At 68.9% G+C, this 22948-nt stretch carries 22 protein-coding genes, 2 tRNA genes and 1 other RNA gene; 16 read left to right on the top strand and 9 right to left on the bottom strand.

What is annotated here, in order from left to right; all coding sequences use genetic code 11:
- Positions 1–146 precede the first annotated feature (146 nt).
- Entirely contained in the window at positions 147–1118 is a 972-nt protein-coding gene (locus ACWCO2_RS14595) for a prephenate dehydrogenase (protein WP_450128222.1), read from the bottom strand.
- A gap of 123 nt (positions 1119–1241) precedes the next feature.
- On the opposite strand from ACWCO2_RS14595, the gene ACWCO2_RS14590 reads away from it, so the two are divergent.
- The 5 genes from ACWCO2_RS14590 to ACWCO2_RS14570 all read left to right on the top strand — a co-directional run bounded on the left by ACWCO2_RS14590 (position 1242) and on the right by ACWCO2_RS14570 (position 3050).
- Complete coding sequence (locus ACWCO2_RS14590) at positions 1242–1730, top strand: tRNA adenosine deaminase-associated protein (RefSeq protein WP_450128221.1); 489 nt, start codon at positions 1242–1244, stop codon at positions 1728–1730.
- Positions 1727–2215, top strand: a complete 489-nt coding sequence (tadA, locus tag ACWCO2_RS14585) for a tRNA adenosine(34) deaminase TadA (RefSeq protein ID WP_450128220.1) — start codon at positions 1727–1729, stop codon at positions 2213–2215. Before ACWCO2_RS14590 ends, tadA begins: the two co-directional genes overlap by 4 nt.
- Before the next feature lie 71 nt (positions 2216–2286).
- Positions 2287–2502 (top strand): CsbD family protein, encoded by a 216-nt coding sequence (locus ACWCO2_RS14580; protein ID WP_450128219.1) that lies wholly within the window; start codon positions 2287–2289, stop codon positions 2500–2502.
- 127 nt (positions 2503–2629) lie between these two features.
- Entirely contained in the window at positions 2630–2920 is a 291-nt protein-coding gene (locus tag ACWCO2_RS14575; RefSeq protein ID WP_450128218.1) for an RNA polymerase sigma factor, read from the top strand.
- 44 nt (positions 2921–2964) lie between these two features.
- A tRNA-Ser gene (locus ACWCO2_RS14570) sits at positions 2965–3050 on the top strand.
- 48 nt (positions 3051–3098) lie between these two features.
- Here the strand turns inward: ACWCO2_RS14570 and eccCa are convergent.
- From eccCa to ACWCO2_RS14550, 4 genes are all read right to left on the bottom strand, one after another.
- On the bottom strand, positions 3099–7064 hold the full coding sequence (gene eccCa / locus ACWCO2_RS14565) for a type VII secretion protein EccCa (RefSeq protein ID WP_450128217.1): 3966 nt from the start codon (positions 7062–7064) through the stop codon (positions 3099–3101).
- 17 nt (positions 7065–7081) lie between these two features.
- Positions 7082–7495, bottom strand: a complete 414-nt coding sequence (locus ACWCO2_RS14560) for a hypothetical protein (protein WP_450128216.1) — start codon at positions 7493–7495, stop codon at positions 7082–7084.
- A 100-nt stretch (positions 7496–7595) separates the two neighbouring features.
- Positions 7596–9725: an alpha/beta hydrolase gene (locus tag ACWCO2_RS14555; RefSeq protein WP_450128215.1), complete on the bottom strand. Its 2130-nt coding sequence runs from the start codon at positions 9723–9725 to the stop codon at positions 7596–7598.
- A 125-nt stretch (positions 9726–9850) separates the two neighbouring features.
- Positions 9851–10189, bottom strand: a complete 339-nt coding sequence (locus ACWCO2_RS14550; protein WP_450128214.1) for a hypothetical protein — start codon at positions 10187–10189, stop codon at positions 9851–9853.
- Positions 10190–10345: 156 nt separating this feature from the next.
- Between ACWCO2_RS14550 and eccD the strand changes: the two genes are divergently transcribed.
- Positions 10346–11686: a type VII secretion integral membrane protein EccD gene (eccD, locus tag ACWCO2_RS14545; RefSeq protein ID WP_450128213.1), complete on the top strand. Its 1341-nt coding sequence runs from the start codon at positions 10346–10348 to the stop codon at positions 11684–11686.
- A 16-nt stretch (positions 11687–11702) separates the two neighbouring features.
- Positions 11703–12914 carry a MinD/ParA family ATP-binding protein gene (locus ACWCO2_RS14540; protein WP_450128212.1) on the top strand — a complete coding sequence of 404 codons (1212 nt, stop codon included), beginning with the start codon at positions 11703–11705 and terminating at the stop codon, positions 12912–12914.
- Positions 12915–13049: 135 nt separating this feature from the next.
- Here the strand turns inward: ACWCO2_RS14540 and ACWCO2_RS14535 are convergent, their stop codons facing one another.
- Positions 13050–13364, bottom strand: a complete 315-nt coding sequence (locus ACWCO2_RS14535; protein ID WP_450128211.1) for a hypothetical protein — start codon at positions 13362–13364, stop codon at positions 13050–13052.
- Positions 13365–13606: 242 nt separating this feature from the next.
- Between ACWCO2_RS14535 and ACWCO2_RS14530 the strand changes: the two genes are divergently transcribed.
- From ACWCO2_RS14530 to ACWCO2_RS14515, 4 genes are all read left to right on the top strand, one after another.
- Positions 13607–13945 (top strand): hypothetical protein, encoded by a 339-nt coding sequence (locus tag ACWCO2_RS14530; protein WP_450128210.1) that lies wholly within the window; start codon positions 13607–13609, stop codon positions 13943–13945.
- A gap of 163 nt (positions 13946–14108) precedes the next feature.
- Positions 14109–14411: a WXG100 family type VII secretion target gene (locus tag ACWCO2_RS14525; RefSeq protein WP_450128209.1), complete on the top strand. Its 303-nt coding sequence runs from the start codon at positions 14109–14111 to the stop codon at positions 14409–14411.
- An 87-nt stretch (positions 14412–14498) separates the two neighbouring features.
- Positions 14499–14894, top strand: a complete 396-nt coding sequence (locus tag ACWCO2_RS14520; protein ID WP_450128208.1) for a hypothetical protein — start codon at positions 14499–14501, stop codon at positions 14892–14894.
- A gap of 54 nt (positions 14895–14948) precedes the next feature.
- Positions 14949–16727 (top strand): endonuclease/exonuclease/phosphatase family protein, encoded by a 1779-nt coding sequence (locus ACWCO2_RS14515; RefSeq protein ID WP_450128225.1) that lies wholly within the window; start codon positions 14949–14951, stop codon positions 16725–16727.
- Positions 16728–16782: 55 nt separating this feature from the next.
- On the opposite strand, the gene ACWCO2_RS14510 is transcribed toward ACWCO2_RS14515, so the two are convergent.
- From ACWCO2_RS14510 to ACWCO2_RS14500, 3 genes are all read right to left on the bottom strand, one after another.
- Positions 16783–16868, bottom strand: a tRNA-Ser gene (locus tag ACWCO2_RS14510).
- 236 nt (positions 16869–17104) lie between these two features.
- Positions 17105–17398 carry a hypothetical protein gene (locus tag ACWCO2_RS14505; RefSeq protein ID WP_450128207.1) on the bottom strand — a complete coding sequence of 98 codons (294 nt, stop codon included), beginning with the start codon at positions 17396–17398 and terminating at the stop codon, positions 17105–17107.
- Entirely contained in the window at positions 17379–17966 is a 588-nt protein-coding gene (locus ACWCO2_RS14500; RefSeq protein WP_450128224.1) for a glycoside hydrolase domain-containing protein, read from the bottom strand. Before ACWCO2_RS14500 ends, ACWCO2_RS14505 begins: the two co-directional genes overlap by 20 nt.
- A gap of 1170 nt (positions 17967–19136) precedes the next feature.
- Between ACWCO2_RS14500 and ACWCO2_RS14495 the strand changes: the two genes are divergently transcribed.
- From ACWCO2_RS14495 to ACWCO2_RS14475, 5 genes are all read left to right on the top strand, one after another.
- Positions 19137–19409: a hypothetical protein gene (locus tag ACWCO2_RS14495; RefSeq protein WP_450128206.1), complete on the top strand. Its 273-nt coding sequence runs from the start codon at positions 19137–19139 to the stop codon at positions 19407–19409.
- A 50-nt stretch (positions 19410–19459) separates the two neighbouring features.
- On the top strand, positions 19460–19693 hold the full coding sequence (locus ACWCO2_RS14490) for a helix-turn-helix domain-containing protein (RefSeq protein WP_450128205.1): 234 nt from the start codon (positions 19460–19462) through the stop codon (positions 19691–19693).
- A gap of 149 nt (positions 19694–19842) precedes the next feature.
- Complete coding sequence (locus tag ACWCO2_RS14485) at positions 19843–20136, top strand: winged helix-turn-helix domain-containing protein (protein ID WP_450128204.1); 294 nt, start codon at positions 19843–19845, stop codon at positions 20134–20136.
- Between the two features lie 46 nt (positions 20137–20182).
- Positions 20183–20277, top strand: an RNA gene (gene ffs / locus ACWCO2_RS14480) — signal recognition particle sRNA small type.
- 60 nt (positions 20278–20337) lie between these two features.
- Entirely contained in the window at positions 20338–22821 is a 2484-nt protein-coding gene (locus tag ACWCO2_RS14475; RefSeq protein ID WP_450128203.1) for a DNA polymerase III subunit gamma and tau, read from the top strand.
- Positions 22822–22948 lie beyond the last annotated feature (127 nt).

Here is a 22948-nt window from a genome sequence, read left to right as displayed (position 1 = left end):
CCGCCAGCCCCCGCAAAACCGGCGACATCGTCCAAGCCGCACTCGTGCTCACCCACCACGAACACGGCTACACATAAACCACTGAGATCACCTCAATGGAAATCGGACGTCTGATCTCCATTGAAATTGCGGATGGCCTGGCGAAGTCAGGCTGGGGTGGGGAGTTCGACCTGGGCCGTGTCGGGGGTGAGGGCGACGACTCGGCCGCCGAGGTCGCCGAGTTCGCGGAGGCGCTCCGGGGCGTTGGCGTCGAGGCGGACGGTCGTGGTGGTTCGGGTGGTCGTCGCCAGGGCTTCGAGGGATTGGCGGGCGGCGTATCCGGAGTCCACTGTGGACTTGAGGCCGCCGGTCGAGGCGAGGGAGCCGCGGGCCGCACCCAGTCGCCCGAGAGCGTCGTCGACCGCGTCGAGCAGGGCACTTCGGTTGCCCTCGGTCATGGCCCGGACCAGGTCCGGCGAGCTGCCCGCCACCCGCGTGCCATCGCGGAAGGAACCTGCGGCCAGGGACAGCGAGAGCGGTCCGCCGTCGGCGCCGACTGCTGCGAGGACCGCGGCGAACACGTGCGGAAGGTGGGAGATCCGGGCGACGGCGGAGTCGTGCGCGGCGGCGGAGGTGGGCACCACCTGTGCGCCGCAGTCCAGCGCCAGCTGCGCGGCCTCCCGCCACGCTTCGAGGGAGGTGTCCTCCTCGATGGTCACCGCCCAAGCCGCGCCTTGGAACAGCTCGGCCGAACCGGACTCCCAGCCGGAGCTCGACAGGCCGGCCATCGGATGTCCGCCCGCGTAGCGGGCTTCCGGCAGGACGCTGCGGACTTCGGCGTCGACCGGGTCCTTGACGCTGACCACGTCGGTCAGCCAGGCGTTGGGGGCGTGCTCGGCGATCTTGCGCAGCACTCCGCGGACGGCGGTCACCGGCGTCGCCAGGACGATCAGCGCGTCTTCGGCGGCGGCGCGGCTCAGCGCTTCGTCGATCTCGAGGGCTTCGAAGCCGTCCGCCCGCGCTGCGGCGGTGTCGGCTTCGGATTTGGTGCTGCCCCAGACGGGGCGTCCGGCGGCGGAGGCTGCCCGCAGCACCGAGCCGCCGATGAGTCCCAGTCCGATCACGCACACGGCACGCATCCGTCCATCCTGCCCGAACCCGACCGGTTACCGCGCACCCGGTCGAGCGGCATTGGGTGCCCGGAAGGTTACGAGCGCGCAATAGTGCTTTCGGGTGGCGTTCGCACGCTTTACGGTGTCCCCATGACGCTGCAGGAGCCGGTCGCGGGCTTCGCCGTCGCCGTGGTGCGCGAAGACGGGCGGTGGCGGTGCAGCGCGATGGACAAAACCGTGCTGACCGGCTTGGACGCCTCGATCACGGCGTTGCGCGAGCTGCGTTCCACGGGTGCCGTGTTCGGCATGTGCAATGTGGACGACGAGTTCTTCGTGCTGATCAGACCGATACCCGGTGGGGTGGATTTGCTGCTGTCGGACGCGGCCGCGGCGCTGGACTACGATATCGCCGCCGACGTCCTCGACCTGCTGCGCGTCGAACCGCCCGACGAGGACGACGAGGAGGTTTGGCCGGAGGGCAACCTGTCCATCCTGTCCGACCTGGGTCTGCCCGAGGGCGAGCTGTTGGTGATCATCGAAGAGGTCGACCTCTACCCGGACGAGCAGCTGGTGATGATCGCCCAGCGCTGCGGGTTCGGGGACGACTTCGAGAAGCTGCTGGAGAAGTTGGAGCAGTGAGCGATTCCGGTTTCCGCGCCGGTGACGTCGAGCTGGTGCGGGCCGCGCTGCGGGTCGCCGCCGAAGCACCGTCCACAGGGGATGTTCCGATCGGCGCGGTCGTGGTCGACCAGGACGGCCGGGTGCTCGCGCAGGCGCACAACCAGCGCGAAGCCCTCCACGACCCCACCGCGCACGCCGAGATCCTCGCGCTGCGCGCCGCCGCCGCTGTGCACGGCGACGGCTGGCGGTTGGAGGGCTGCACGCTCGCGGTCACGGTCGAGCCCTGCACGATGTGCGCGGGTGCGTTGGTGCTGGCCAGGGTGGCCCGAGTGGTGTTCGGGGTGTGGGAACCACGCACTGGTGCTGTCGGCTCGCTGTGGGACGTCGTGCGGGACCGCAGGCTGAACCACCGGCCCGAGGTCGTCGGCGGGGTGCTGGCCGACGACTGCGCCGCGGTGCTGGAGGAGTTCTTCACCGCCCATCGGAGTGACACCGACCGCTGAGCCGGGATGCCGCGGCCCGGTTCCGGGTACCCGAATTGGTGCACGTGTTCCCCGCAGGAACGGAGTGACCGATGGGTGTGTTCGACAAGGCCAAGCAGCAGGCGGAACAGCTGGTTGGGCAGGCGAAGGAAGCCCTCGGCAAGGCCACCGGGAAGGACGAGGTGAAGCGCGCCGGGCAGCGCGACAAGTTGGAGGGCGAGGCCAAGGAAGCCGGCCAGGACATCAAGGACCGAGCCGCCGAAGCCGTCGACGAAGCCAAGGACCGCCTCCGCGACGACGACACTTAGGGAATATTCCACCGGTTTGGGTGGCCTGTCCGGGCCGCCTTCTGAGCCGGGTCCTGTGACTATGGGTCCGCTCCGCTTCGTCGGGACGGACCCATCGCGTTGCAGGGGAGTGACGTGGAGCCGACCGATGCGGTGCTGGCAGAGCGCATCGCCGCAGGTGACGATGCTGCTTTCGAACAACTGGTGCACCGCTGGCCGACCTGGAGCGGGCGGCCGAAGCTGGTGCCGGGGTGCTGGAGCTGCTGCGCGCGCTGCCGACCTGCCGCCGCCGCAGCGCCAGGTCTGGATGCTCGCCGAGCTCGACGGCCTGTCCTGCCTGGAGATCAGTGAGCTCGTCGGCGCAGGTGAGCAGGCAGTTCGAGGTCGTCTGTTCCGAGCCCGGGCCGCCCTGGTGGACGCGCTCCGCGCTTGGCGTTGACCCCCTCGTCAAGTCTGGACAACCCGACCTGTAACCTAGTCGGCGGTAGCGTGTCCGAGCGGCCTAAGGAGCACGCCTCGAAAGCGTGTGTGGTTAACAGCCACCGTGGGTTCGAATCCCACCGCTACCGCTCGACAGGGCCGGTTCCCACAGGGAACCGGCCCTTTTTCGTGCCCGCTTACGGGATTGCTGTTTGGATTTGGACCGGTTGCATGCTTCGGCGGGCTAGGAGGGCTCGGCCTGCTGGGAGGGTTCGGGAGGCCGTTGCGTTGATCAGGCGGCCTTCCATTCGGTCGCCGGAGAACAGGACTCCTGGGCTGCCCATGTCGCTCAGGGACTGGGTGAGCGGTTCGAACAGGAAGCGGGCCGCGCCGCCGGTTCGGCGGGCCAGGACAAGGTGGAGGCCCAGGTCGCGGCCCTGCGGGGCGAACTCGGCCAGCGGTGCCAGCGGGTTTCCGGAGGTCGTGGACACCAGGTCGTAGTCGTCGACCACGACCACCACCTCCAGGCCGTCCCACCACGACCGGTTGCGCAGCTGCTGGGGCGTGACGTCCGGGCCCGGCATCCGCTCCTGCAGACCCGTGCACACCTCCTGCACGACCTGCGCCGTCTGCGCCGCCGACGTGCAGTAGGAGAGCAGGTACTCCTCCGGCACCTCCTCGAGGTGCGTGCGGCGGTAGTCGACCAGCACGATGCCCAGCTCCGACGAGGTCATCCGGCCGGTCAGCTGGGTCAGCAGGCTCGACACCAGCGTTGACTTGCCGGTCTGCGGGTCGCCGTAGATCTGCAGGTGCGGGTCGTGGCCGAACAGGTCGAGGCGGGCCGGGCTGAGATCGCGCTCGGACAGGCCCAGCACCAGGCCAGGGGCGTTCGGGTCGTCGTGGCCTGGGATCGCGCGCAGCTCGACGCGCTCTGGCAGCACCTGCACGACCGGGACTGCGCCGTCCGGCCAGTGCCCGGCGACCTCGGCGATGAGCTCCTGCACGCCAGTGGTCAGGTCGTCGGTGGTGGCGTTGCCGTCGATGCGCGGCAGCGCGACCTGCGCGTAGTTCTCCGACGGCACCAGCACTCGGCCGGGCTGGTCCTTCGGCAGTTCGTCGGCCGCGCGGCGGTCGATGTGCGACTCGAACGGGTCGTTGAGCCGCAGCTCCAGCCGGCCGCCGAAGGACGACGCCAGCCGGACGCGGACCTGGTTGCCGGCGTTGGCGGTCAGCACGGTGTGCACGCCCAGCGCCGGACCTCGGCCCGCGATGTCCATGACCACTTCTTCGAGGTCCAGATCGGATTCGCGCAGCACGCCCCAGCCGTCGAGCACCAGGAACACGTCACCGAACACCGAAGGCGGGACGTCGCCAGCCGCGCGCCGGCGGCGCAGCTCGGCGGCGGAATCCAGGCCATGTGCCCGGAACATGCGCTCCCGCTCGTCGAGCATGCCCTGCACGTCGGAGATCGTCCGGCGCACGCGGTCCGGGTCGGCCCGGGTAGCCACCGCCGCTACGTGCGGCAGCTGCTCGAAGGGGACCAGCGTGCCGCCGCCGTAGTCGACGCAGAAGAACGCGACCTGGCCCGGCGCGTAGCGCAGGGACATCGACGCGACCATGCTGCGCACCAGCGTCGACTTGCCGGTCTGCGGTGCGCCCAGCACCACCAAGTTGCCCTCGGCGCCGGTGAAGTCCCACTCCAGCGCCTGTTGCCGCTGCTCGGCGGGGATGTCCTCGATGCCCAGGAGCGCGGTGACGCGCTGCGGATCAGCTGCGGCGCCGTCGGCTTCGAAGTCGAGCACGCGGTCCAGCGGCAGCTCCGACGGCAGCGGATCGACCCACACCTGCCGCACCGGGCGGGCCCCCGACTCGACCAGCCGCTGCACGGCCACCTGCAGCACCGTCCGGTCGGACTCGGCGGCCTGGTCTGCGGCGTCCTGCGCGGCCTTGCGTGCCAGATCCCGACGTTGCTGGAGGAATCCGGCCAGCCCGTTGGTCGCGGTGTAGGGGACGACGAGGTCGCTGCCGCGCTCCCGTTCCCGCGGCGGGCGGTACGGGGTGGTCACCAGGGCGGCCTTGAAGCGCTCGAAGACGCTGGTGTCGACCTTGAGGTAACCCGAACCCGGCTCCGGCGGCAGGTGGTAGGCGTCGGGAACCCCGATGACGTCGCGGGATTCGCCTTCGCTGAAGGTCCGCAGCCCGATCCGATACGACAGGTGCGACTCCAGGCCGCGGATCTTGCCGGACTCCAGCCGCTGCGTGGCCAGCAGCAGGTGCACGCCGATGGACCGGCCGATCCTGCCGACCGCCACGAAGAGGTCGGCGAACTCGGGTTTCGCCGACAGCAGTTCGCTGAACTCGTCGATGATCACCAGCAGGTGCGGCAGCGGTTCCAGCGGCGCGCCCGTCGCCCGCAGGTCCTCGTAAGCGTCCACATTGGGCAGATCGACGCCGGCCTGCTTGCTGGCGTCGGAGAGCAGCTGCTGGCGGCGCAGCATCTCGCCGTCCAGCGCGTCGCGGAACCGGTCGACCAGCGACAGGTCGTCGGCCAGGTTCGTGATCATGCCCGCCAGGTGCGGCAGCTGCCGCATCCCGGCGAAGGTCGCGCCGCCCTTGAAGTCCACCAGCAGCAGCGCGAGCCGGTCCGGCGAATGCCCGATGATCAGCGAACTCACCAGGGTGCGCAGCATCTCCGACTTGCCGGAACCCGTTGCCCCGACGACCAGGCCGTGCGGGCCCATCCCGCCGAACGCCGATTCCTTCAGGTCGAGCATGACCGGGTGCCCGTCCACGCCGATGCCGATCGGCACCCGCAGGAACTCGCGCATCGGCCGCGGCCGCCAGGTGCTCGCGGTGTCCAGTGCGGCGACGTCCGGCACGCCGAGGACGTCGGCGAGCCCGACGGTCGAGCTCAGCAGCTCCTCGCCCTCGGATTCCACGACCACCAGCGGGGCGAGTTCGCGGCCCAGCGAGGACAGTTCGGCCGGGGACAGCCCGTCGGCCCGGAACTGGGTGCTCTCGCCGAAGATCCGCGCGGTGCCGTCCGGGACGACCTCGACGCGCAGGTCGACGCGTTCCGGTTCCTCGCGCGGGGTGCCGAGCAGGCAGATCAGGTGGATGCCCAGGTCGGCCAGCGAAGTGCCGGCCGCGGTCTCGATCCCGGCCAGCGACGGCTGTGCTTCGCCGTCGACCACGACGACCAGCCGCTGGGTGCCCGGACCCGGCGGCTTGCCCCGGCGCCGGGACAGGTCCTCGCGGCGGTGCTCCAGCTCGTCGGCCAGCAGCTGGGCGAGTTCGCCGGTGGTGGCGCTGATCAGCCGGACAGGCACGGGACCGTCGGCGCGCGAATCGTCCAGCGCGTGCGGCAGCCACTTGGCCCAGTCCCACTGCTCGGCGAAGCGCTCGTGCCGGACAACGGCCAACCGCACGTCGTCCGGGGAGTGGAACGCGACGAGCTGCCCGACCAGCGCCCGCGCCACCCGCCGACCGGCCTCGCGGTCGCCGACGATCGACACGCAGCCCGCCTCGGCGAGCCGGATCGGCACCGGCTGATCGGCCAGCGACTCGTACCGGGTGACCAGCTGCTGCGCCGTGCCCAGCGACACCGGGTCGTAGCTGACCAGCGGATTCGAGTCGTCGACGAGCAGGTTCAGCGGCCGGGCCAGCGGGCGCGGACCGCCGCCGATCCGCAGCTCCAGGAAGTCCGGCGAGGTGGCCCGCCGCTCCCAGCGGCGCTGCGGCAGGCGCGAGACGTCCAGGAGCGTGTGCGGATCGGGGTGCCGGAACGCCGCGCCGTCGCGTTGCAGCGCGACGATCTCCCGCAGCGTCCGGCGCAGGTCTTCGAGGTAGTCCAGGTAGCGCTCGCGCTGCAACCGCATCCGCTTGCGCGGACCCGACCGGCTGCCGATGAACAGCACCACGCCCAGCGCCACCGAGGCGATGAGGAACAGCATGCCCGCGGCGGCGAACAGCGGCCGGTCCTGGTTGGTGAGCGTGATCAGCAGCGATCCCGACCCGGACACCAGCGGCATGATGATCATCGCCGCGCTGGTGGACTGCGGCGCCGCGTCCGACTGCTGCGGCGGCGCGGCCACCACGATCGGCTCGACCCCGGGGTCCGGCACGTTCAACCGAGCCGGACGCCGCACCTGCGTCGTCCCCACCTGACTACCTCACGAGATCAGTTCGACGGCTCCGCGGAAGGCGCGGCGCAGGGGCTTGTGATGCCGACGACGATGTCGCCGCTACCGGTCGGATTCCAGCCGAGACCGATCAGCGTGCCGTCCTCGCGCTCCCCGGACAGCTGGACCTCGTCCGGCTTGTCGACGTAGCGCTCGAGTCGCCATCCTTCTTTCTCCAGGCGGGGAAGCAGCACGTTCTGGAGGTTGTTGACCGTTTCCGGGGTCGCGGTGACGTGCACGTTGTAGTCCTGCCGCACCGGTTTGCCGTCGCCCGGCTCGCCGGTCGACTCGCAGCTGTGCTGCTCGTCGGTCTCGAAACGGCGGTCACCGGGGATGTCGTCGAGCAGCGAAGACGCGAGTTCCTGCATTTCCGCGTGCACTTCGTCGATCGGCTTGAGCGGCTTCTGTGGCACCTCGGAGCCTCCTTGGTTCCCGCTACCGCAGCCAGCTGCGAACGCCAGCGCGGCGACCAGCGTGGTCGACTTCAACAGCTTTCCGTACCTCATCCGGCCCTCACGGCTTTTCCAGCTCGTCGATCGATTTCTCCGGTGCACGATAGTTCGGGTCGTAGACGTGCTCGCGGTCCTGGACGTACCCAGTGGGGGTCTGGATCATGTCCGGCTGCTCGTAGAGCTTGACGTCGCCACCGGTGTAGACGTTGTACATGTTCTGCCAGGCCTCGGAGTACGGCGTGAACACGTCGCTGTGCGAGGCGCCGCCCTCGATCACCTCGCCGCGCTTGTCGGCAGGTAAGTCACCGGTGTTCGGGTAGCGCCCGGTGCTCAGGTGCGTGGTTCCCTTGAAGTCGTCCGGGTCGGCCCCGTGTCCGATGTGGAGATCCCCGGCGCCCTGCGCGATCCCGATGGGGTCGCCGGGCGCGGTCATGCTGTAGCGGTGCACGTTCTCCTGCGATTTCGGGAGGTCGTCCGGCGAGTGCACGCCTTCGCTCATGCCGGCCGATTCGATGTGCAGGACGCGGTCGGCGTCGAGCCCGTGCTGCTCCGCGGTGCCCACCGTGGCGCCGCCGTAGGAGTGCCCGCCGTAGGTGATCTTGGTGCCGTTGTCGTCGCCCTGCACGCGCCCCACCTCAGAGCGGAGCTCGTGGCTGAAGGTCGCCAGGTCGGGCCCCATCTTGTCGGCATGCTTGGTCTGCGTCGCGTTGTCGTGCGGGTTGGAGAAGGGGTTGACCACGTCCGGCTGCTCGCCGCCGGACCAGGTGATCATCGCCAGGGAGCCGTTGGGGGACTGCTTGACGAAGCTCTCTGACTTGCCGACGTTGCCGGTGAAGTTGTCGGTGTTGGTCGTGGTGCCTGGCACCAGCACGCCGACGCTCTTGGTGTTCTTGGTGATGTTGCCGGTCAGCTCGGCGATGCCGCCGTCCTTGCCGGTGGACGGGTCGAAGAGGATGATCTTTCGGTTGACCTTGTCCGGAGCGCCTTCCGGCGCGCCGTAGTTGGCGACCTTGTCGTCGAGCAGCTCCTGGTAGGTGTCCTGGCGGGTCTCGGCGGCCTTCAGCTCTGCTTTGGCGTCCTGGATCTGCTGCAGGAGCCCGGCGTGCTCCATGTTGTAGCCGGCGCCGTACGGGTTGTACCCGCCCGTCTTGCTGGCCTTCTCCTCGAGCTTGGCGATCTTCGCCTTCAGCTCGGCGATCTTGGCGTTCTTGCCGTCGATCGCACCCGAGATGCGCACCCGGTTCGAAGTCGCGCGCATGTCGAACGGGGCGAGCCGCTCGGCCTTGGAAAGGCCTGCGCCAGCGCCGAAAACGCCGGGGGCGAGCAGGGCGTACCAGGTCCGCTGCTCTTCGGAGAGGCCGTCGAACTGCTTGCTCACGTCGCCGGCGTTGCCGCCCTTGTGGTCGAGGTTCCAGATCGACTGCATGAGCGCATCGCCGGTGCCGTCCATCGCGGCCTGCTTGGCCAGCCTGGCAGCCAGCGCGTGGTCGGTGTCGAGCCGGTGCGCGATCTCCTTGGCGGTCATGTCCGCGAAGCTCGCCAGCAGGACGCCCTTGCTGATCATGTTGGCCAGCAGGGCGTGGGGGCGGGCTGGGGTCCAGTCGCCGCCGAAGAGGGAGGTTGCCGCCAGGGGGAGGAGGCCCGCTGCGTCGAGCTGGTGGAGGGCTTCCGGGGTCGGGCCGTTGGTGAGCTGGTTGCCGCGGGTGCTCGCCTTGTCCTGGAAGCGTTCCCAGAGGTCGGCGGCCTTCTTGTTGAGCTCGTCGAGCTTCGCGGACTTGGCCGAGGCGACCTTGCTGTCGTAGGAGTTGAGCTTCTCCTGCTTCTCGTCAGCCGGGACCTTGGCCAGCTCGGGCTTCTTGACACCGAAGTTGCTGTCCGAGGCGTCGTCCCACTGCTTGATCAGCTTCTCGCGCTCGCGCTTGAACCACTCCACGTCGTCGGCCCAGCCGCCGGTGACGGCCTGTCCGAAGATCACGGTGGACACTGCGGTCTGGCAGGCCGATTCGTTGTAGGCCGCCTGCGAGGTGATGCGCGAGGAGATCAGATCGGAGAACGACTTGGCGGTGGTGCGCAGCGCGTTGCCCACCGACTGGCCGTGGCCGGTCAGACTTCCGGACACCGCTTCCAGGTCGCCAGCGGCAGACCGGATGGTGCCCGGGTTCGCTTTCGTGTCTCGTGGATCGAAACTCACGGCTCGCGTCCTTCGTCCTCGACTGGCATCCGGGATTCAACCGTCGGTGTGACGTTCGAATCGGACGTCCGGTTCCGCTCGACGATTTCCGGTCGCTGGCTGGTCAGCAGCGAGTAGCCGGGCGTTCACCGGCCGAACATCGTCAACAGCGCGAGGAGACCGAGGGGAGCGAGCACGAGTGCGGGAATCCCGCGCAGCAGGACCGACTTGGTGGTCTTGCTGCGCAGCGCGACGATCAGCTGGACAACGCCCAGCAGCAGGCCGAGGACGCCCATCACGATCGGGATGCCCATCGCCTCGGCGCAGTCGGAATCGTCGAAGTCGTCGGTGCACATCGCCGAGAACCCGAACACCAGCAGGGAGAACAGCATCCAGGGCGTCAGCACGACGAACGTGCACAGGGCCACCGCGATTCGCGCACCGACCGGTGCGGCCGGTGCGGCGGTCTGCTCGTCAGCGATCACACCAGCCAGCTCATCCGATCGATGCCGGGCCGGTAAACGTGGAACTACTCAACCAGCTGTCATCTCGCGGTCTTTCGAAGTCGATACGCTGCGGCGGAACGCAAGCGGGCGCGCGGACGTCGGATCGTTGGAGAGGTCGGCGCGGGAGGGAACGGGTTGACGAGGGCCTACAGTCGCGTGACGGTGCTGTCGGAGGACCGGCGGGTCGACGTCGCGCTTCCGGGTGGCAGCGCGGTGTCCGAGCTGATGCCGCAGCTGTTGGAGCTGTGTGCCCCGAACACCGAGCGCACCGAGCCCGCGCGGTGGGTGCTGACCCGCATGGGCGGCGCCGAGATCGCGCCGGACCGGACCCTGACCGACGCCGGTGTCACCGACGGTGACCTGCTCGAACTCCAGGTGCGCGGGACGCAGAACCGCCCGGCTTACGTCGAGGACGTGCGCGACGCGCTCGAGGACGCGATCGACCACGCCGGACTGCTCTGGAACCCGCGCGCCACGTTCCGCTTCGCCCTCTACACCGCGGCTTTCGCGTTGGCGCTGCTGATGCTGTTCGGCGAGATGCGCGTGGTCGGGCAGCCGTTGCCGATCATCTCCGCCGCTGGACTGGCCGGTGTCCTGGTCGGTGCCGCGCTTTGGGCGGCGTGGCACGGCGAGCGCGCTGCGGTGCGCGTGCTGCTGGCGGTGGCTTGCGGCTGGGGTGCGCTGTGCGGGTGGTTGCTGGCGGGCTTGTGGTCGTGGCCGAGCTTGGCCGCTCAAGCCGCCGGTGCGGTGGTGGCCACCGTGGTCGCAGCCGGATCGTTCGCCGGAACCCGCCTCGCCGCACCCCATCTCGCCACGACCGGAACGGTCGCGATCGCCAGCGCGGTCGTGGCGGCGGTGACCGCGTTCGACGTGTCGTCCTTGCAGGTCGTGCGGGTTGTTGCGGTGATCTGCGTGCTGGTGATCGGGGCGCTCCCGCGGGTGGCACTGGCCGCGGGTGGGGTTGCGAACGCCGACTACCAAGTGCGCAACGCCAGCGTGTTGGGCGCGGCCCAGCTGGCCAAGCGCATTCGGCTTTCCGCCGAGCTGCTCACCGGTTCCGTGCTCGGCATTTCCGCGGTCGTGGTCTGGTTGGTGGGCGCGCTGGCGCTGTCCGAGCAGCTGTCGGACCGCTTGCTCGCCGCGATCGTCGCGGTCGCCGTGCTGCTGCGGTCGCGGGTGTTCTCGCAGGTCCACCACGTCGTGCCGTTGCGGCTGGCCGGGCTGATCGGGCTCGCGGTGAACGGGCTGCACCTGTACTGGGACGACCTTCCGGCGCGACGGCCGCTCTTGCTGTTGGCGCTGGTGCTGGTCGTGCTGGCGACGTTGGTGCTGAGTTCGCTGGCGCTGTCCGACATCGTCCGGGCGCGGATCAAGCGCACGCTCAACATCGTCGAGCTGGCCGTGGTCGTGCTGGTCCTGCCGGTGGCGGCGACGGCGCTCGGGCTGTTCGACGCGATCGGCGGGATGACGCGGTGATCTCGGAGGGAGTGGCATGAGCGACGAGTCCCAGGGCGAGGAGCTGCAGGCCGGGGCCCAGTCCAGCGCCGCGGAACTGCGGCGGATGGGCATCGACCCGGCGGAGCTCGGCCTCAACCCGACCTCCTCGGTGCCGTCCGCCGAGCCGACGCAGCGGATTCGCCCGGACGAGATCCAGGCGGGCCGCAACCTCCAGCCACCGATGCCGCCCGGAGCCAAGGGCGGCTGGATGCCGCTCACCCCGCCGCCGGGCACGCCGGCTGTGCGGCCGCCGGGTACGCCACCACCCGGGACACCGGCCGTTCGACCTGCGGCGTTGAACCGGCCGCTCGGCACGAACACCGCCCAGAACGGCCCGGCCGCGGCGCTGCAAGCGGTCGCGAATCCCGAGCCCACGACGCTGGTTCCGCACGGTTGGCGGCGGCTGCTCCGCTCGGTCAGCTTCGGCCTGGTCACGCCCGGTGCGGCCGAGATCGCCGAGCGGGAACGCCGCCTGCTCGCCCGGATCCGCGCACGTCAGCAGCAGCCGCGGGTGATCGCCGCGGTCGCGGGCAAGGGCGGTGTGGGAACGACGACGACATCGCTGCTGGTGTCGGCCGCGTTGGCCGCGTTGCGCCACGACCCGGTGGTGATCGCCGACGCGCAGTCCGGCACCCACTCGCTCGGCCGGAAGCTGGCGCAGCAGCCCGCGCCCCGCTCGGTCCAGGTTCTCAGCGCGCCCAGCGGGAACCGACCGCTGCCGCTGGTGACGCCCGGCGGCCTGCGGATCCTCGACAGCGCACGTCGCCAGGACCGCATCACCGGCAGTGAGCTGGCGCGATTCGTCGGCCTGCTCCGCGAGCACCACGCCTTCACCGTGCTCGACGTCGGTGCGGGAGCCTTCGAAGCTGCGGACGCGGCGCTGCACAACGCCGATCAGGCAGTCCTGGTCACCACCTCGACCCAGGACGCGGTTCGGTCTGCGCACGAACTGCTCGGGAGGCTCGAAGCCCTTGGCGCACGGCGTCTTCTCGGATCCCTGCTGATCGTCGTGGTGTGCCTACCGGGCACGGACCGTCGCAAAGTCACCGCAGAACTGCGAAAGCGCTTCGCAGAGCAGGCGAAGATCGTGGTGGTCCCCTTCGACCGCCACCTGGCCCGCGGCGGCCAGCTCGACCCGACCAAGGTCGCGCCCCGAACCCGCGAGGCCTACCTCGAGATCGCCGCCCAACTCGCCGCCCCGCGCTGAGCCGCGCGCATGGGGATCCCAAATTTCCCTAAATTTGGAATCACCCCTCCGCACACCAGCCGGAGCGGCAGCTTTGCCTATAACTGGCACTCGGCCCGACACGCCGGGGCATGTCGGGCCGAGTGGAACCGCAGGTCAGCGGTTCATCAGGCCGATGATGCCGTGGAAACCGGTCGCGTTGTCGTGGTCGGTCTGGGACGCCGCGCCGCCGCCGGACTGGGAGTTGTTGCCCAGCGTCATGCCGTGCTTCTTGAGGTCGTTGATCGCTGAGACCGCGTCCTCGCCGAACGGGTCGTACCCTTTCGCGCAGGGCTGCTCGACGGCTGCCGTCCGGGCGCTTTCCACTGCGCCACGCAGCGCGCTGGCCACGCTGTCGTAGTCACCCGCGGTCTGCTCAGCGTTGCCGCCCGTGCTGACCGCCTGTCCGGGGTTCACCCCGATGTCGCCCATTCGCCGTCCTCCGTCCGCTTTCCGGGATGCGCTCGCACCTGATGAGACTTTCCCAACGCCGCAACGGTTCCCGACCGTATCGTTGTGCACGCCACCACCGCAGCCGCTTGAGGCGGTGCGCGCCGGTGCCGTTGGCTGACCTCGGGGGAACCGCTTTCGGAAGTGATGCGTCGTATCTCGAGAAAGCCGGTGAGCGCCTCGGGCGCGTCGGCCGGCCAGTCCGACGAGAGGAATCGGCAGGCATGAGCAATTTCGTCGGCCTCACCAACGCCAACGCGATGGGCCAGGGAGGCCAGAACCTCGGGACCGAAGCGCAGGGCCTGCGCGCCCAGCTGCAGAACCTGATCAACGACATGGCCAAGGACAAGGACGCCATCCAGGGGTCCGCGCTGGCCGCCTTCCAGCAGGCCCGCTACGAGCTGGAGACGCGGTTCGACGAGCTGGTCCGCTGGTGCCACGACAACGGCGTCGACCTCGGTGAAGCGCAGACCCAGGTCGGCACCAACGACCAGACCACCCACGACGACTTCCGGTCGGCCGGTTCGCAGCTCGCAGGCATCCCGGCCAAGATGAACCGCTGATAGTCCGTCGGCGGATGCCGTCCGCGCCTTGTGGAAGCGGCGTCAGCCGCTCGCATCCACCTTCGCAGGGTGACCACCCGCAGTCCAGGGAACCTCTCAGGTTCCGCTAAGCGACCACGCAAGCAACGCAACCAGCAACAGGCTTTGAGGGGACGATCACGCGATGCCTTCGGGATCTGGATTCGAGGTCTACGGAAACGTCGGTGCGCTGCAGGGGCTGGCCGGGGAGCAGCAGGGCTACCTGTCGCGCTTCAAGGCCATCATGGCCACCATCGACAGCCACGCCAAGGACACCATCAAGCAGTGGGAGGGTTCCGGTCAGCCCGGTTTCCAGTCCCGCTCGAACGAGTACAACCAGCAGTTCCAGTCGGTCAACAACGCGTTCGCGAAGCTGATCGACAGCACTGATGGTGCGGCGAACAACTACTCCAAGTTGACCAACAACCTGAACAACCTGTTCGGTTGATCGACGCGGGGGCGGCCATCCCGGTGGCCGCCCCGTTCGCGTTTTCCCAAGCGGGGCAACCGAAAACACCTCGAGGGATCACAGCACGTGGCCGGACCACCGCAACCACCACCGCCACCGGCGCCGCCTCCGCAAGAACCGGAGGAGGCGCCGAAACCGACTGTGCCGCAGGTGTACGCGAGCACGCCGAACGCCGAGCGGTACCTGCTGGAGTCGGATTCGTTGCGACGGCGGCAGTTGCGCTCCGCGCTGCTGCACGGTTCGGAACGCACCTGGCGCGATCGGCAACGCGTGTGGCCCGCGGCGCTGGCCGGAATCCTGCTCGTAGCAGTGGTCATCGCTGCGATCACGGTGGCCAACGCCTTCGAGAAGCAGCAGCGGATCAACGAGGAGAAGCAGCGCCAGCCGCACGCGCTGGTCCAGCAGGCCCCATCGGCGATCTGTTCACTTGATCGTGTGTCGTTCGTCGCGTCGAGCCGGTAGCTTCGCGTCGATCAGATCGCTTGGCGAGGGGAAGCCGAAGTGCGCGTCACGTCAATGCTCATCGCTGCTGGGGTGCTGCTGTCCCTAGCCCCCGCAGCCGCCGCGGAACCGGCGGTGCGGATCCACGACATCCAGGGCGCCACGCGGGTGTCGGCGCTGGACGGTCAGCGGGTGACCGGGGTTCTCGGCGTCGTCACCGGAATTCGTTCCCAGGGCTCGGTCCGCGGGTTCTGGTTCCAGGACACCGAACCCGACGGCGACCCGCGCACCAGCGAAGGCCTGTTCGTCTTCACCGGCCAGCAGACCCCGGCGGTGAAGGTCGGCGACGTGGTTGCGGTCGACGGCAAGGTCAGCGAGTACTACCCGATCGCGTCCGGTGAAACCCCGGAGACCACGCCGAACCAGTCGGTGACGGAACTGGTCGGCGCGACCTGGCAGGTCACCAGCACGGGTGAAGTGCCGGCCGCCGAGGTCGTCGGCCCGGATGCGGTGCCGACCGAGTACGCGCCGCTGGACGGCAACATCGACAAGCGGGACCTGGAACCGCAGAGCTACGCGCTGGACTACTACGAGTCGCGCGAGAGCATGCTGCTGCGAGTGGACGATGCGCGAGTCGTCGGGCCGACCGATCCGTACCGCGCGCTGTGGATCACCAGCAAGCCGGACCAGAACGCCAACAGCCGCGGCGGCACCACCTACCCCGGCTATGCCGACCCCAACGCGGGACGCCTCAAGGTCGAATCGCTGGCCGACAGCCCGTTCCCGGCGGCCAACGTCGGCGACCGGCTGAACGGCACCACCGAGGGCCCGCTGGACTACTCCCGCTTCGGTGGCTATGTCCTGGAAGCAACGCGCCTCGGCGAGCACCAGTCCGGTGACCTGCAGCCGGAATCGACCCGCCCGCAGCGCAACAAGGAGCTGGCGGTCGCCACCTACAACGTGGAGAACCTTGCCGCGGGCAACGACCAGTCGAAGTTCGACCGCCTCGCCAAGGGCGTCGTCGAGCACCTCGCTTCGCCGGATGTCGTTGCCCTGGAAGAGGTTCAGGACAACAACGGCCCGATCGACGACGGCGTGGTAGCCGCCGATCAAACGCTGCGCCAGTTCACCGACGCGATCGCGGCGGCGGGCGGCCCGCGCTACGAGTGGCGCCTGATCGACCCGCAGAACAACGCCGACGGCGGTCAGCCCGGAGGAAACATCCGGGTGGCGTTCCTCTTCAACCCGACGCGTGTGTCCTTTGTGGACCGACCGGGCGGCGACGCGACGACCCCGGTGCACCCCGTCGCGCGCGGGAACGGGGTGGGTTTGAGCGCCTCGCCGGGTCGCATCGACCCGGCGAACGAGGCCTGGAAGGACAGCCGCAAGCCGCTGGCCGGCGAGTTCATGTTCCGCGGCCAGACGGTCCTGGTGGTGGCCAACCACTTCAACTCCAAGGGCGGCGACCAACCGCTGCACGGCCGCCTCCAGCCGCCGGAGCGAGCCTCCGAGCTGCAGCGCGAGAAGCAGGCGCAGGCGGTGCGCGGATTCGTCGACGAAGCGCGGGCCATCGACGCCCAAGCCCGAGTGGTGGTCCTCGGCGACCTCAACGACTACGGCTTCTCCCCGGCGATCCAGCACCTGACCGAAGGCGGAGCGCTCGCCCCGCTGTCCGAAACCCTGCCCCCGCTCGAGCGCTACAGCTACGTCTACGAGGGCAACTCCCAGCAGCTCGACCACATCCTGGCCACGCCGTCGCTCGAAGCCGACTACGACGTGGTCCACATCAACGCGGAATTCGCGGACCAAACCAGCGATCACGATCCGCAGATCGCCCGCTTCACCGTCCGCTGACCTGGAAAAACGAAGAAGCCCCGGTGCTGATAGCGCCGGGGCTTCTTCCGTTGAGCGGAGGATACGGGATTCGAACCCGTGAGGGCTATTAACCCAACACGATTTCCAATCGTGCGCCTTAGGCCGCTCGGCCAATCCTCCGTGCGGAAGCCTATCAGGTGGGCTTCTGAGCAGCGGATACGGGTCCTGACCTGGGCGGACGGCCTGGCGGCGGTTGGCGTCGTGAGCTTGCACAGCGCTCGGTGACAACACTATTCGAGGGTGTGTGACATGGGGACGACGAGCACGGCGGCAGCGGTCTGGCGGATGCTGGCGGAGCGCTGGCGCAAGACGATCAAGGCCAAGAACCTCTCGGCGAACACGGAGCGTGGCTATCTCTACACCGCTGAGCGGTGGGCCAGTTGGCTGGAGGACGAGAGGCTGCGCCGGGTTTTGCCCCGGCGGCTTCTGGCCATCAGGAGCGCGGGCCGGTCTGGGGCCGGTGGTGTCCGGTTGTTCGGCGGGGGCGGTGCCGAGTTCCCGCCCGGCGGTGGGGTGGGTGCTGCGGCGAGCTTGCCGACGGTGGTCTCGATGTCGTCGAGGCGTTTGATGATGGATTTGGGGCCGGCGTCGCCGCCGTGGAACACGGCACCGTGCACGCCGAGCAGGGCGTTACGTTCGTCGGGCTGCAAGTCGTTCTCCTGGGGTCGGGAGTGTTGGCCGATGTCGGGACGGTCGGTGGTGTTGACGTCGCACTCGACGCCGTCGACCCGCACGGCCTCGGTCTGCTGCACGAGATGAGGCGTGCGGCGAGATCCGTTTGCGCGACCAGGCTTTCGTTTGCCAGAACCAGCGGGCGACGCCTTCGCGCTGGGCGCGGTCTACGACGTCGGCCTCGCCGTAGACCCCGATCCGCTCGATGCCGAGTACGTCACCGGCTCCGCGCAGGTACTCGACGACGGTGCGCATCTGCGACTCGGTGGTGATGTCCTGGTCCACGGCCATGTAGATGGGCCGGTCGTGGGGCCAACCGAATGAACGGGCGCCCTCCAGCGCGGCGCGGGCGTTGCGGGCACCGGCGGCGCGGCCGGCGAGCGCGTTACCGGCGCGGTTCTCGAACACCAGCGCCACGCCGACACCGGCGCCGGTCATGTCGCGGAACTCTGCGGCCGTGATGTTCTTGCGCCGCCCGGGTGTGCCAACGTAGCGCACCACGAAGTCGAAACCTGCGCTCTTGAGCTGCCTTGGGAACTCCGGCAGAGTAGTCGATTCCTCGCACGGTACTCTCTAATCAGTTTTGCAATCGAATTGCATATGTCCTGCCTTGTTCTAACTGCTATGTGAGCTATGGTGTGGGCTCATCTGCGGAAGGTTGGAAATTGGGAATCGAAGACGACGAGTTTGAAACGTCGGGCTCTTTTGAAGCCTCGGGCGCCATTGGCGACAATGAGTCGGATAACGTTAGTAATAACGAGCCATCTAGGTCTGATACTAATGAACCGGCTAGTCCTGGTCTCCTCGGTCGATCGGAAGAGTCACCAGTACGCCCTTCTGACGGTGAGTCAACTGGTTCATCCGACCTCAGCTGGCTAGTCCCGGTTGCGGGCTTCCTTGGTGGCGCGGTGGCGCAGGGCGTGATTGGGAACCGCTCAGACGCGGCGGCGGTTGCTTTGGCGCGTAAGTTGTTTGGGCGAGTCGCTTCTCGGTGGCGCGAGCGACGTAACGAGGCCACCGATGACGCACTTTCGCCGGGGGAGGTAAGCGACCTCGCTAAAGCTGCGGTGTTGACCTTGGATTGGGTCACAGAGCCAGGCCGGGTTCGTATTGTGAAGTTTACTCAGGTCGCTGATGGTGGCTGGAGAGTTGTGGCCAAGTATGGTCGATTCGAACTCAGCGTTCTGGTTCCGTCAGGTGACCCGTCCGAGGCAAAGGTCTTGATCATCCCAAGCTGGAGTGGATTGGCATTGGACAAGGCCGAGCGCGGTGCCGCGGACCTTCCCTTGCGCTGAGGTGCGGCGCCACTGGACAGTGACAATGACCGTGCCCTCGTAGGGCTTGCCGGGTAGCGGGAATGGTCCACGCCGACGGTCGCCGAGATGGTTGCCCACGGCCCAGGTTTCGACGACCTCGTCTCGGCCGGCGAGGTCGGTGATGACGATCCGCCCCTCGCCGGCCGCGCCTGGGTCTCAAAGCGCCACGCTCCGAGCCTGAAGAGTTCCGGTTGGCGACCAAAATTGAGTCTTGGAAAGCGATGGGGTTTGACATCTTGATCCTGGTGGGATTGTGGATGGCGGGGTCGTGGTGGGTGCTGCGGTAGGAAATTTCTCTCAGACTTTGGGGGGATTCATTGGGGCTTTCGCGCCGGTTCCGGCGGGAGTATTTCTGATTAAGACCGGGCTCGATAGAGCTCGAACTGGGCAAAGTTGGGGCATGCGGATCGTTGGAATCGCGATGGTGCTTGTCTCGACTGGAGGGCCAATAGGGATGGGGCGTCAGCTGGGTAGAGAGCTCACCTCGTTCTTCAAGCTTTCTTTCTGGATCTTCGTAGTCAAAGGTGATCGGGTCTACGACCGTGTGAATGGCATTATCGTTATTAAGCTGCCTCGTGGTCAGCTTCCCCGTCGTCCTCTTTCGCACCTTGCCCCGCAGGGGGTTCCGGTCGATCCTGATCCCACCGGTATAAACGAAAACAGCCAGGAGTGACTCAGAGACTAGTGTTTCGTGATTCTGTTTGCTTTACGTTGGTGTGGCGGGTGGTGGTGTTGACTGGTTGGGTGGAGTTGACAGCCGATGAGCGGGCCGAGTTGCGGGCGCCGGTGAACAGTCCGGACGTGGCCGCTACGGTCGGGACGCGGGCGCGGATTGTGTTGTGGTGCGCGGAGAACCGTCGGAAGAAGGACGTCGCGGTGCTGGCCGCGGTGTCGCGTCCGACAGTGGATCTGTGGCTGTCTCGTTACGAAGCCGACAGGATCGCGGGGTTGTTGTAAAGTACTTTCCAAGTAGAAAGTAGATGGCTCGGGGAGCCGGGATGGGCGAGGCGAAGTCGGCGTTGGGCGAGGTCGAGCGGCAGCCGGTTTCGCCATCCGGAACGTCTCCTGGGCATCGGGCGTGACCTCGCGGAGGGAAAGGTGAGGGCATGATCGACCCCGCCATCCACCCGCTGCCGAGGCTGTCGATCTGCGCCCTGCTGGCCAGCGGTGCGGACTGGGTGGAGTTCAGGGTGGTCCGCGACTCGGCCGAGCTCAGCGACTCGATGCTGTCGAAGCATTCGCGGGCCCTCGAGGGCGCTGGCTACCTGGAGGTCCGCAAGGGCGCCGTCGGGCGGCGGCCGCGGACCTGGTTCCGGCTCACCGACCAGGGCAAGGCCGCCTACCTCGGGCACGTGGCGGCGCTGCGCCGGATGACCGAGAACGTGCCCCCGGAGCAGTGAGCGAGGGCCGCCTCGCGGAGCACCGCGGGCATCGGGTTACACTGTCCGTGGACCTCGTGCGACGTCCATCCTGTGAACTCCCCCAGGGCCGGAAGGCAGCAAGGGTAAGCGGGCTCTGGCGGGTGCACGGGGTCCCCTTACTTTCCGGGGCCCGTTCGGGTCCTTTTCTGGTTGTCAGTCGTACCGCGTAGGGTTCTGGTCGTGGCGCTCGCCCTCTACCGCAAGTACCGTCCCGCGACCTTCGCCGAGGTCGTCGGGCAGGAACACGTCACCGAGCCGCTGCGGACCGCGCTGTCCACCGGCCGGATCAACCACGCGTACCTGTTCTCCGGGCCGCGCGGCTGCGGCAAGACCTCCAGCGCGCGCATCCTCGCCCGCTCGCTGAACTGCGCGCAGGGTCCGACGCCCGACCCGTGCGGCGAATGCGACTCCTGCGTCGCGCTGGCCCCCGAAGGCGGCGGCAGCGTCGACGTCGTGGAGCTCGACGCGGCCAGCCACGGTGGCGTCGACGACACCCGCGAACTGCGCGATCGGGCCTTCTTCGCGCCCGCCCAGTCGCAGTACCGGATCTTCATCATCGACGAGGCCCACATGGTCACCACGCAGGGCTTCAACGCCCTGCTGAAGATCGTCGAAGAGCCGCCGGAACACCTGATCTTCGTCTTCGCGACGACGGAACCGGACAAGGTCCTGACCACCATCCGGTCCCGAACCCACCACTACCCGTTCCGCCTGATGCCCCCGGGCGTGATGCGCGAACTCGTCGAGCGCATCTGCAAGGACGAGGGCGTCCTGGTGGAACCGGCGGTGTTCCCGCTGGTCATCCGGGCTGGTGGCGGCTCCGCGCGAGACACGCTGAGCGTCCTCGACCAGATGCTGGCGGGGGCGACCGAGCAGGGCGTCACCTACGAGCGAGCGGTCGCGCTGCTCGGCGTCACCGACGTGGCCCTGATCGATGACATGGTCGACGCGCTTGCGGTCGGGGATGCGGCGGCGGTTTACGCGACCGTGGACCGGCTGGTGGAAGCCGGACATGACCCGCGTCGCTTCGGTTCCGACCTGCTGGACCGCCTGCGCGACCTGGTGCTGCTGAGCTCGGTGCCCGACGCTGGCGACCGCGGTCTGGTGGATGCGGCCGGCGATGAGCTGGAGCGGATGCGGACGCAGGCCGATCAGCTCGGCCCGGCGACGCTGTCCCGCTTCGCGGAGATCGTCCACACTGGACTCGCGGAGATGCGCGGAGCTACCGCGCCCCGTCTTCTGCTTGAACTTCTCTGCGCCCGGATGATGCTTCCGGCGGTGTCGGACGCGGAAACGGCGCTGCTGCAACGACTTGAGCGAGTTGAACGCCGAGCGACTCTGGCGCCTGCTGAAGGCGGAGCCCCTGTGGCCCAGGGGGAAGCCGCGTCAGCGGCTGACGGCGATGGTCGGCCGCGACGGGTCTTCCAGCGGCCGCATGAGCGCGCGGCAGCTGTGCGCGCGGCGGAGGAAGCCGGCGCTGCGGAGCAAAGCGGTGCGGCCGGGCAGGGCGATGGCGCTGCGCAGGGCGGTGGAGCCGCCGCGCAGGACAGCGGAGCTGCGGAGCAGCAGAGCGATGTTGCTGGTCGCGGTGCGGCGCAGGCTCCGGCCGGTGCAGCGGCGGCGCAGTCGCAGAGTGGCGCGACGGGCGGAGCTGCGGAGCAGCGGAGCGGTGCGGCCGGTGGTGCTGCGGCGCAGCCGCAGAGCGGCGCAGCCGCAGGGCAGTGGGGTGGCTCCGCCGGAGGCGGTGCTGCGGCGCAGTCGCAGAGCGGTGGAGCTGCGGAGCTGCGGAGCAGCGTTGCTGGTGGTGCTGCGGCGGCGCAGCCGCAGAGCAGTGCGGCGGGAGCTGCGGAGCTGCGGAACGCGAGCCGTGGCGGCGGAGCCGCTGAGGCGCAGGGCAGCGGAGCAGCGCCTGCCGCGGCGGGAGCCGCGGGCGGGTTCGACGCGGCGAAGGTGCGGCAGGTGTGGAGCGAGGTGCTGCAGGCCGTCGCGAAGCTGAACCGGCCGACGCAGGCGCTGCTGCTCAACGCCACGGTGCAGGACCTCAGCGACGGTGCGCTCGTGCTGTCGATGCCGACGTCCGGGCTGGTCAAGCAGTTCGCGCAGCAGCGGCGGCTGGACTTCGTCCGGCAGGCGCTGTGCCAGGTCATCGGCGACGCCGAATGGGACATCCAGTGCGTCGAGGCCGGTGCGGCACCGCCGCCCGCCCCGGCGCGCCAGGCTGCTCCGAAGCAGCCCCTGCAGCGCAAATCGACCGCTGCCGCCGCCGAGTCCGCGAACCCGGCACCCACCGAGCAGCCGAACAACCAGGCCCCCAGCCGTCCGAGCGCTCAGCCGTCGCGCCCGTCCAACGGGCAGACGCGCGGCCAGGCACCGCGCCAGGGCACGGTGCCGCGTCCGCCGGAGCCGGACGACATCCCACCGCCGCCCGAACCGCCGGACGAGGAGCCCCCGCCACCGGACGACGTCCCGCCGCCCCCAGAGCCGACCAGGCGCCCGGAGCCGCAGCGCGCCCCGAAGCCGGTCAGCGACGACGAGGAAGACCCGGAAGCGATGCTCGCCGAGTCCTCCCCGTACGACGCGAACACCCCGGTAGGCCCGGACCCGGAAGCCGCCGCAGTCGAGCTCTTCGAGCGAGAACTGGGCGCCCGCCGAATCGACAACTGACCCCGCCTCCGCCCCGCAGAGCCGGGCCCTCGGCCAGGTGTCGGGGTGACGCCCGGACGAGTGGGGACAACTAGCCCGGCCTGGGGACAACTTCCGCAATTTCAATGGAAATTGGACGTCCAATTTC

The sequence above is a fragment of the Saccharopolyspora sp. NPDC002376 genome, assembly GCF_053593195.1.
The sequence above is the reverse complement of the archived record's forward strand: the minus strand, read 5'-3'. Positions and strand labels throughout refer to the sequence as shown.

What these genes read in the sequence shown, in the direction of transcription:
- ACWCO2_RS14590 (WP_450128221.1), top strand. Translation starts at nt 1,242, where the DNA reads ATGACGCTGCAGGAGCCGGTCGCGGGCTTCGCCGTCGCCGTGGTGCGC.
- ACWCO2_RS14525 (WP_450128209.1), top strand. Translation starts at nt 14,109, where the DNA reads ATGCCTTCGGGATCTGGATTCGAGGTCTACGGAAACGTCGGTGCGCTG.
- ACWCO2_RS14495 (WP_450128206.1), top strand. Translation starts at nt 19,137, where the DNA reads ATGCGGATCGTTGGAATCGCGATGGTGCTTGTCTCGACTGGAGGGCCA.
- ACWCO2_RS14485 (WP_450128204.1), top strand. Translation starts at nt 19,843, where the DNA reads ATGATCGACCCCGCCATCCACCCGCTGCCGAGGCTGTCGATCTGCGCC.
- ACWCO2_RS14515 (WP_450128225.1), top strand. Translation starts at nt 14,949, where the DNA reads ATGCTCATCGCTGCTGGGGTGCTGCTGTCCCTAGCCCCCGCAGCCGCC.
- ACWCO2_RS14540 (WP_450128212.1), top strand. Translation starts at nt 11,703, where the DNA reads ATGAGCGACGAGTCCCAGGGCGAGGAGCTGCAGGCCGGGGCCCAGTCC.
- ACWCO2_RS14595 (WP_450128222.1), bottom strand. Translation starts at nt 1,118, where the DNA reads ATGCGTGCCGTGTGCGTGATCGGACTGGGACTCATCGGCGGCTCGGTG.
- ACWCO2_RS14530 (WP_450128210.1), top strand. Translation starts at nt 13,607, where the DNA reads ATGAGCAATTTCGTCGGCCTCACCAACGCCAACGCGATGGGCCAGGGA.
- ACWCO2_RS14580 (WP_450128219.1), top strand. Translation starts at nt 2,287, where the DNA reads ATGGGTGTGTTCGACAAGGCCAAGCAGCAGGCGGAACAGCTGGTTGGG.
- ACWCO2_RS14575 (WP_450128218.1), top strand. Translation starts at nt 2,630, where the DNA reads ATGCGGTGCTGGCAGAGCGCATCGCCGCAGGTGACGATGCTGCTTTCG.
- ACWCO2_RS14535 (WP_450128211.1), bottom strand. Translation starts at nt 13,364, where the DNA reads ATGGGCGACATCGGGGTGAACCCCGGACAGGCGGTCAGCACGGGCGGC.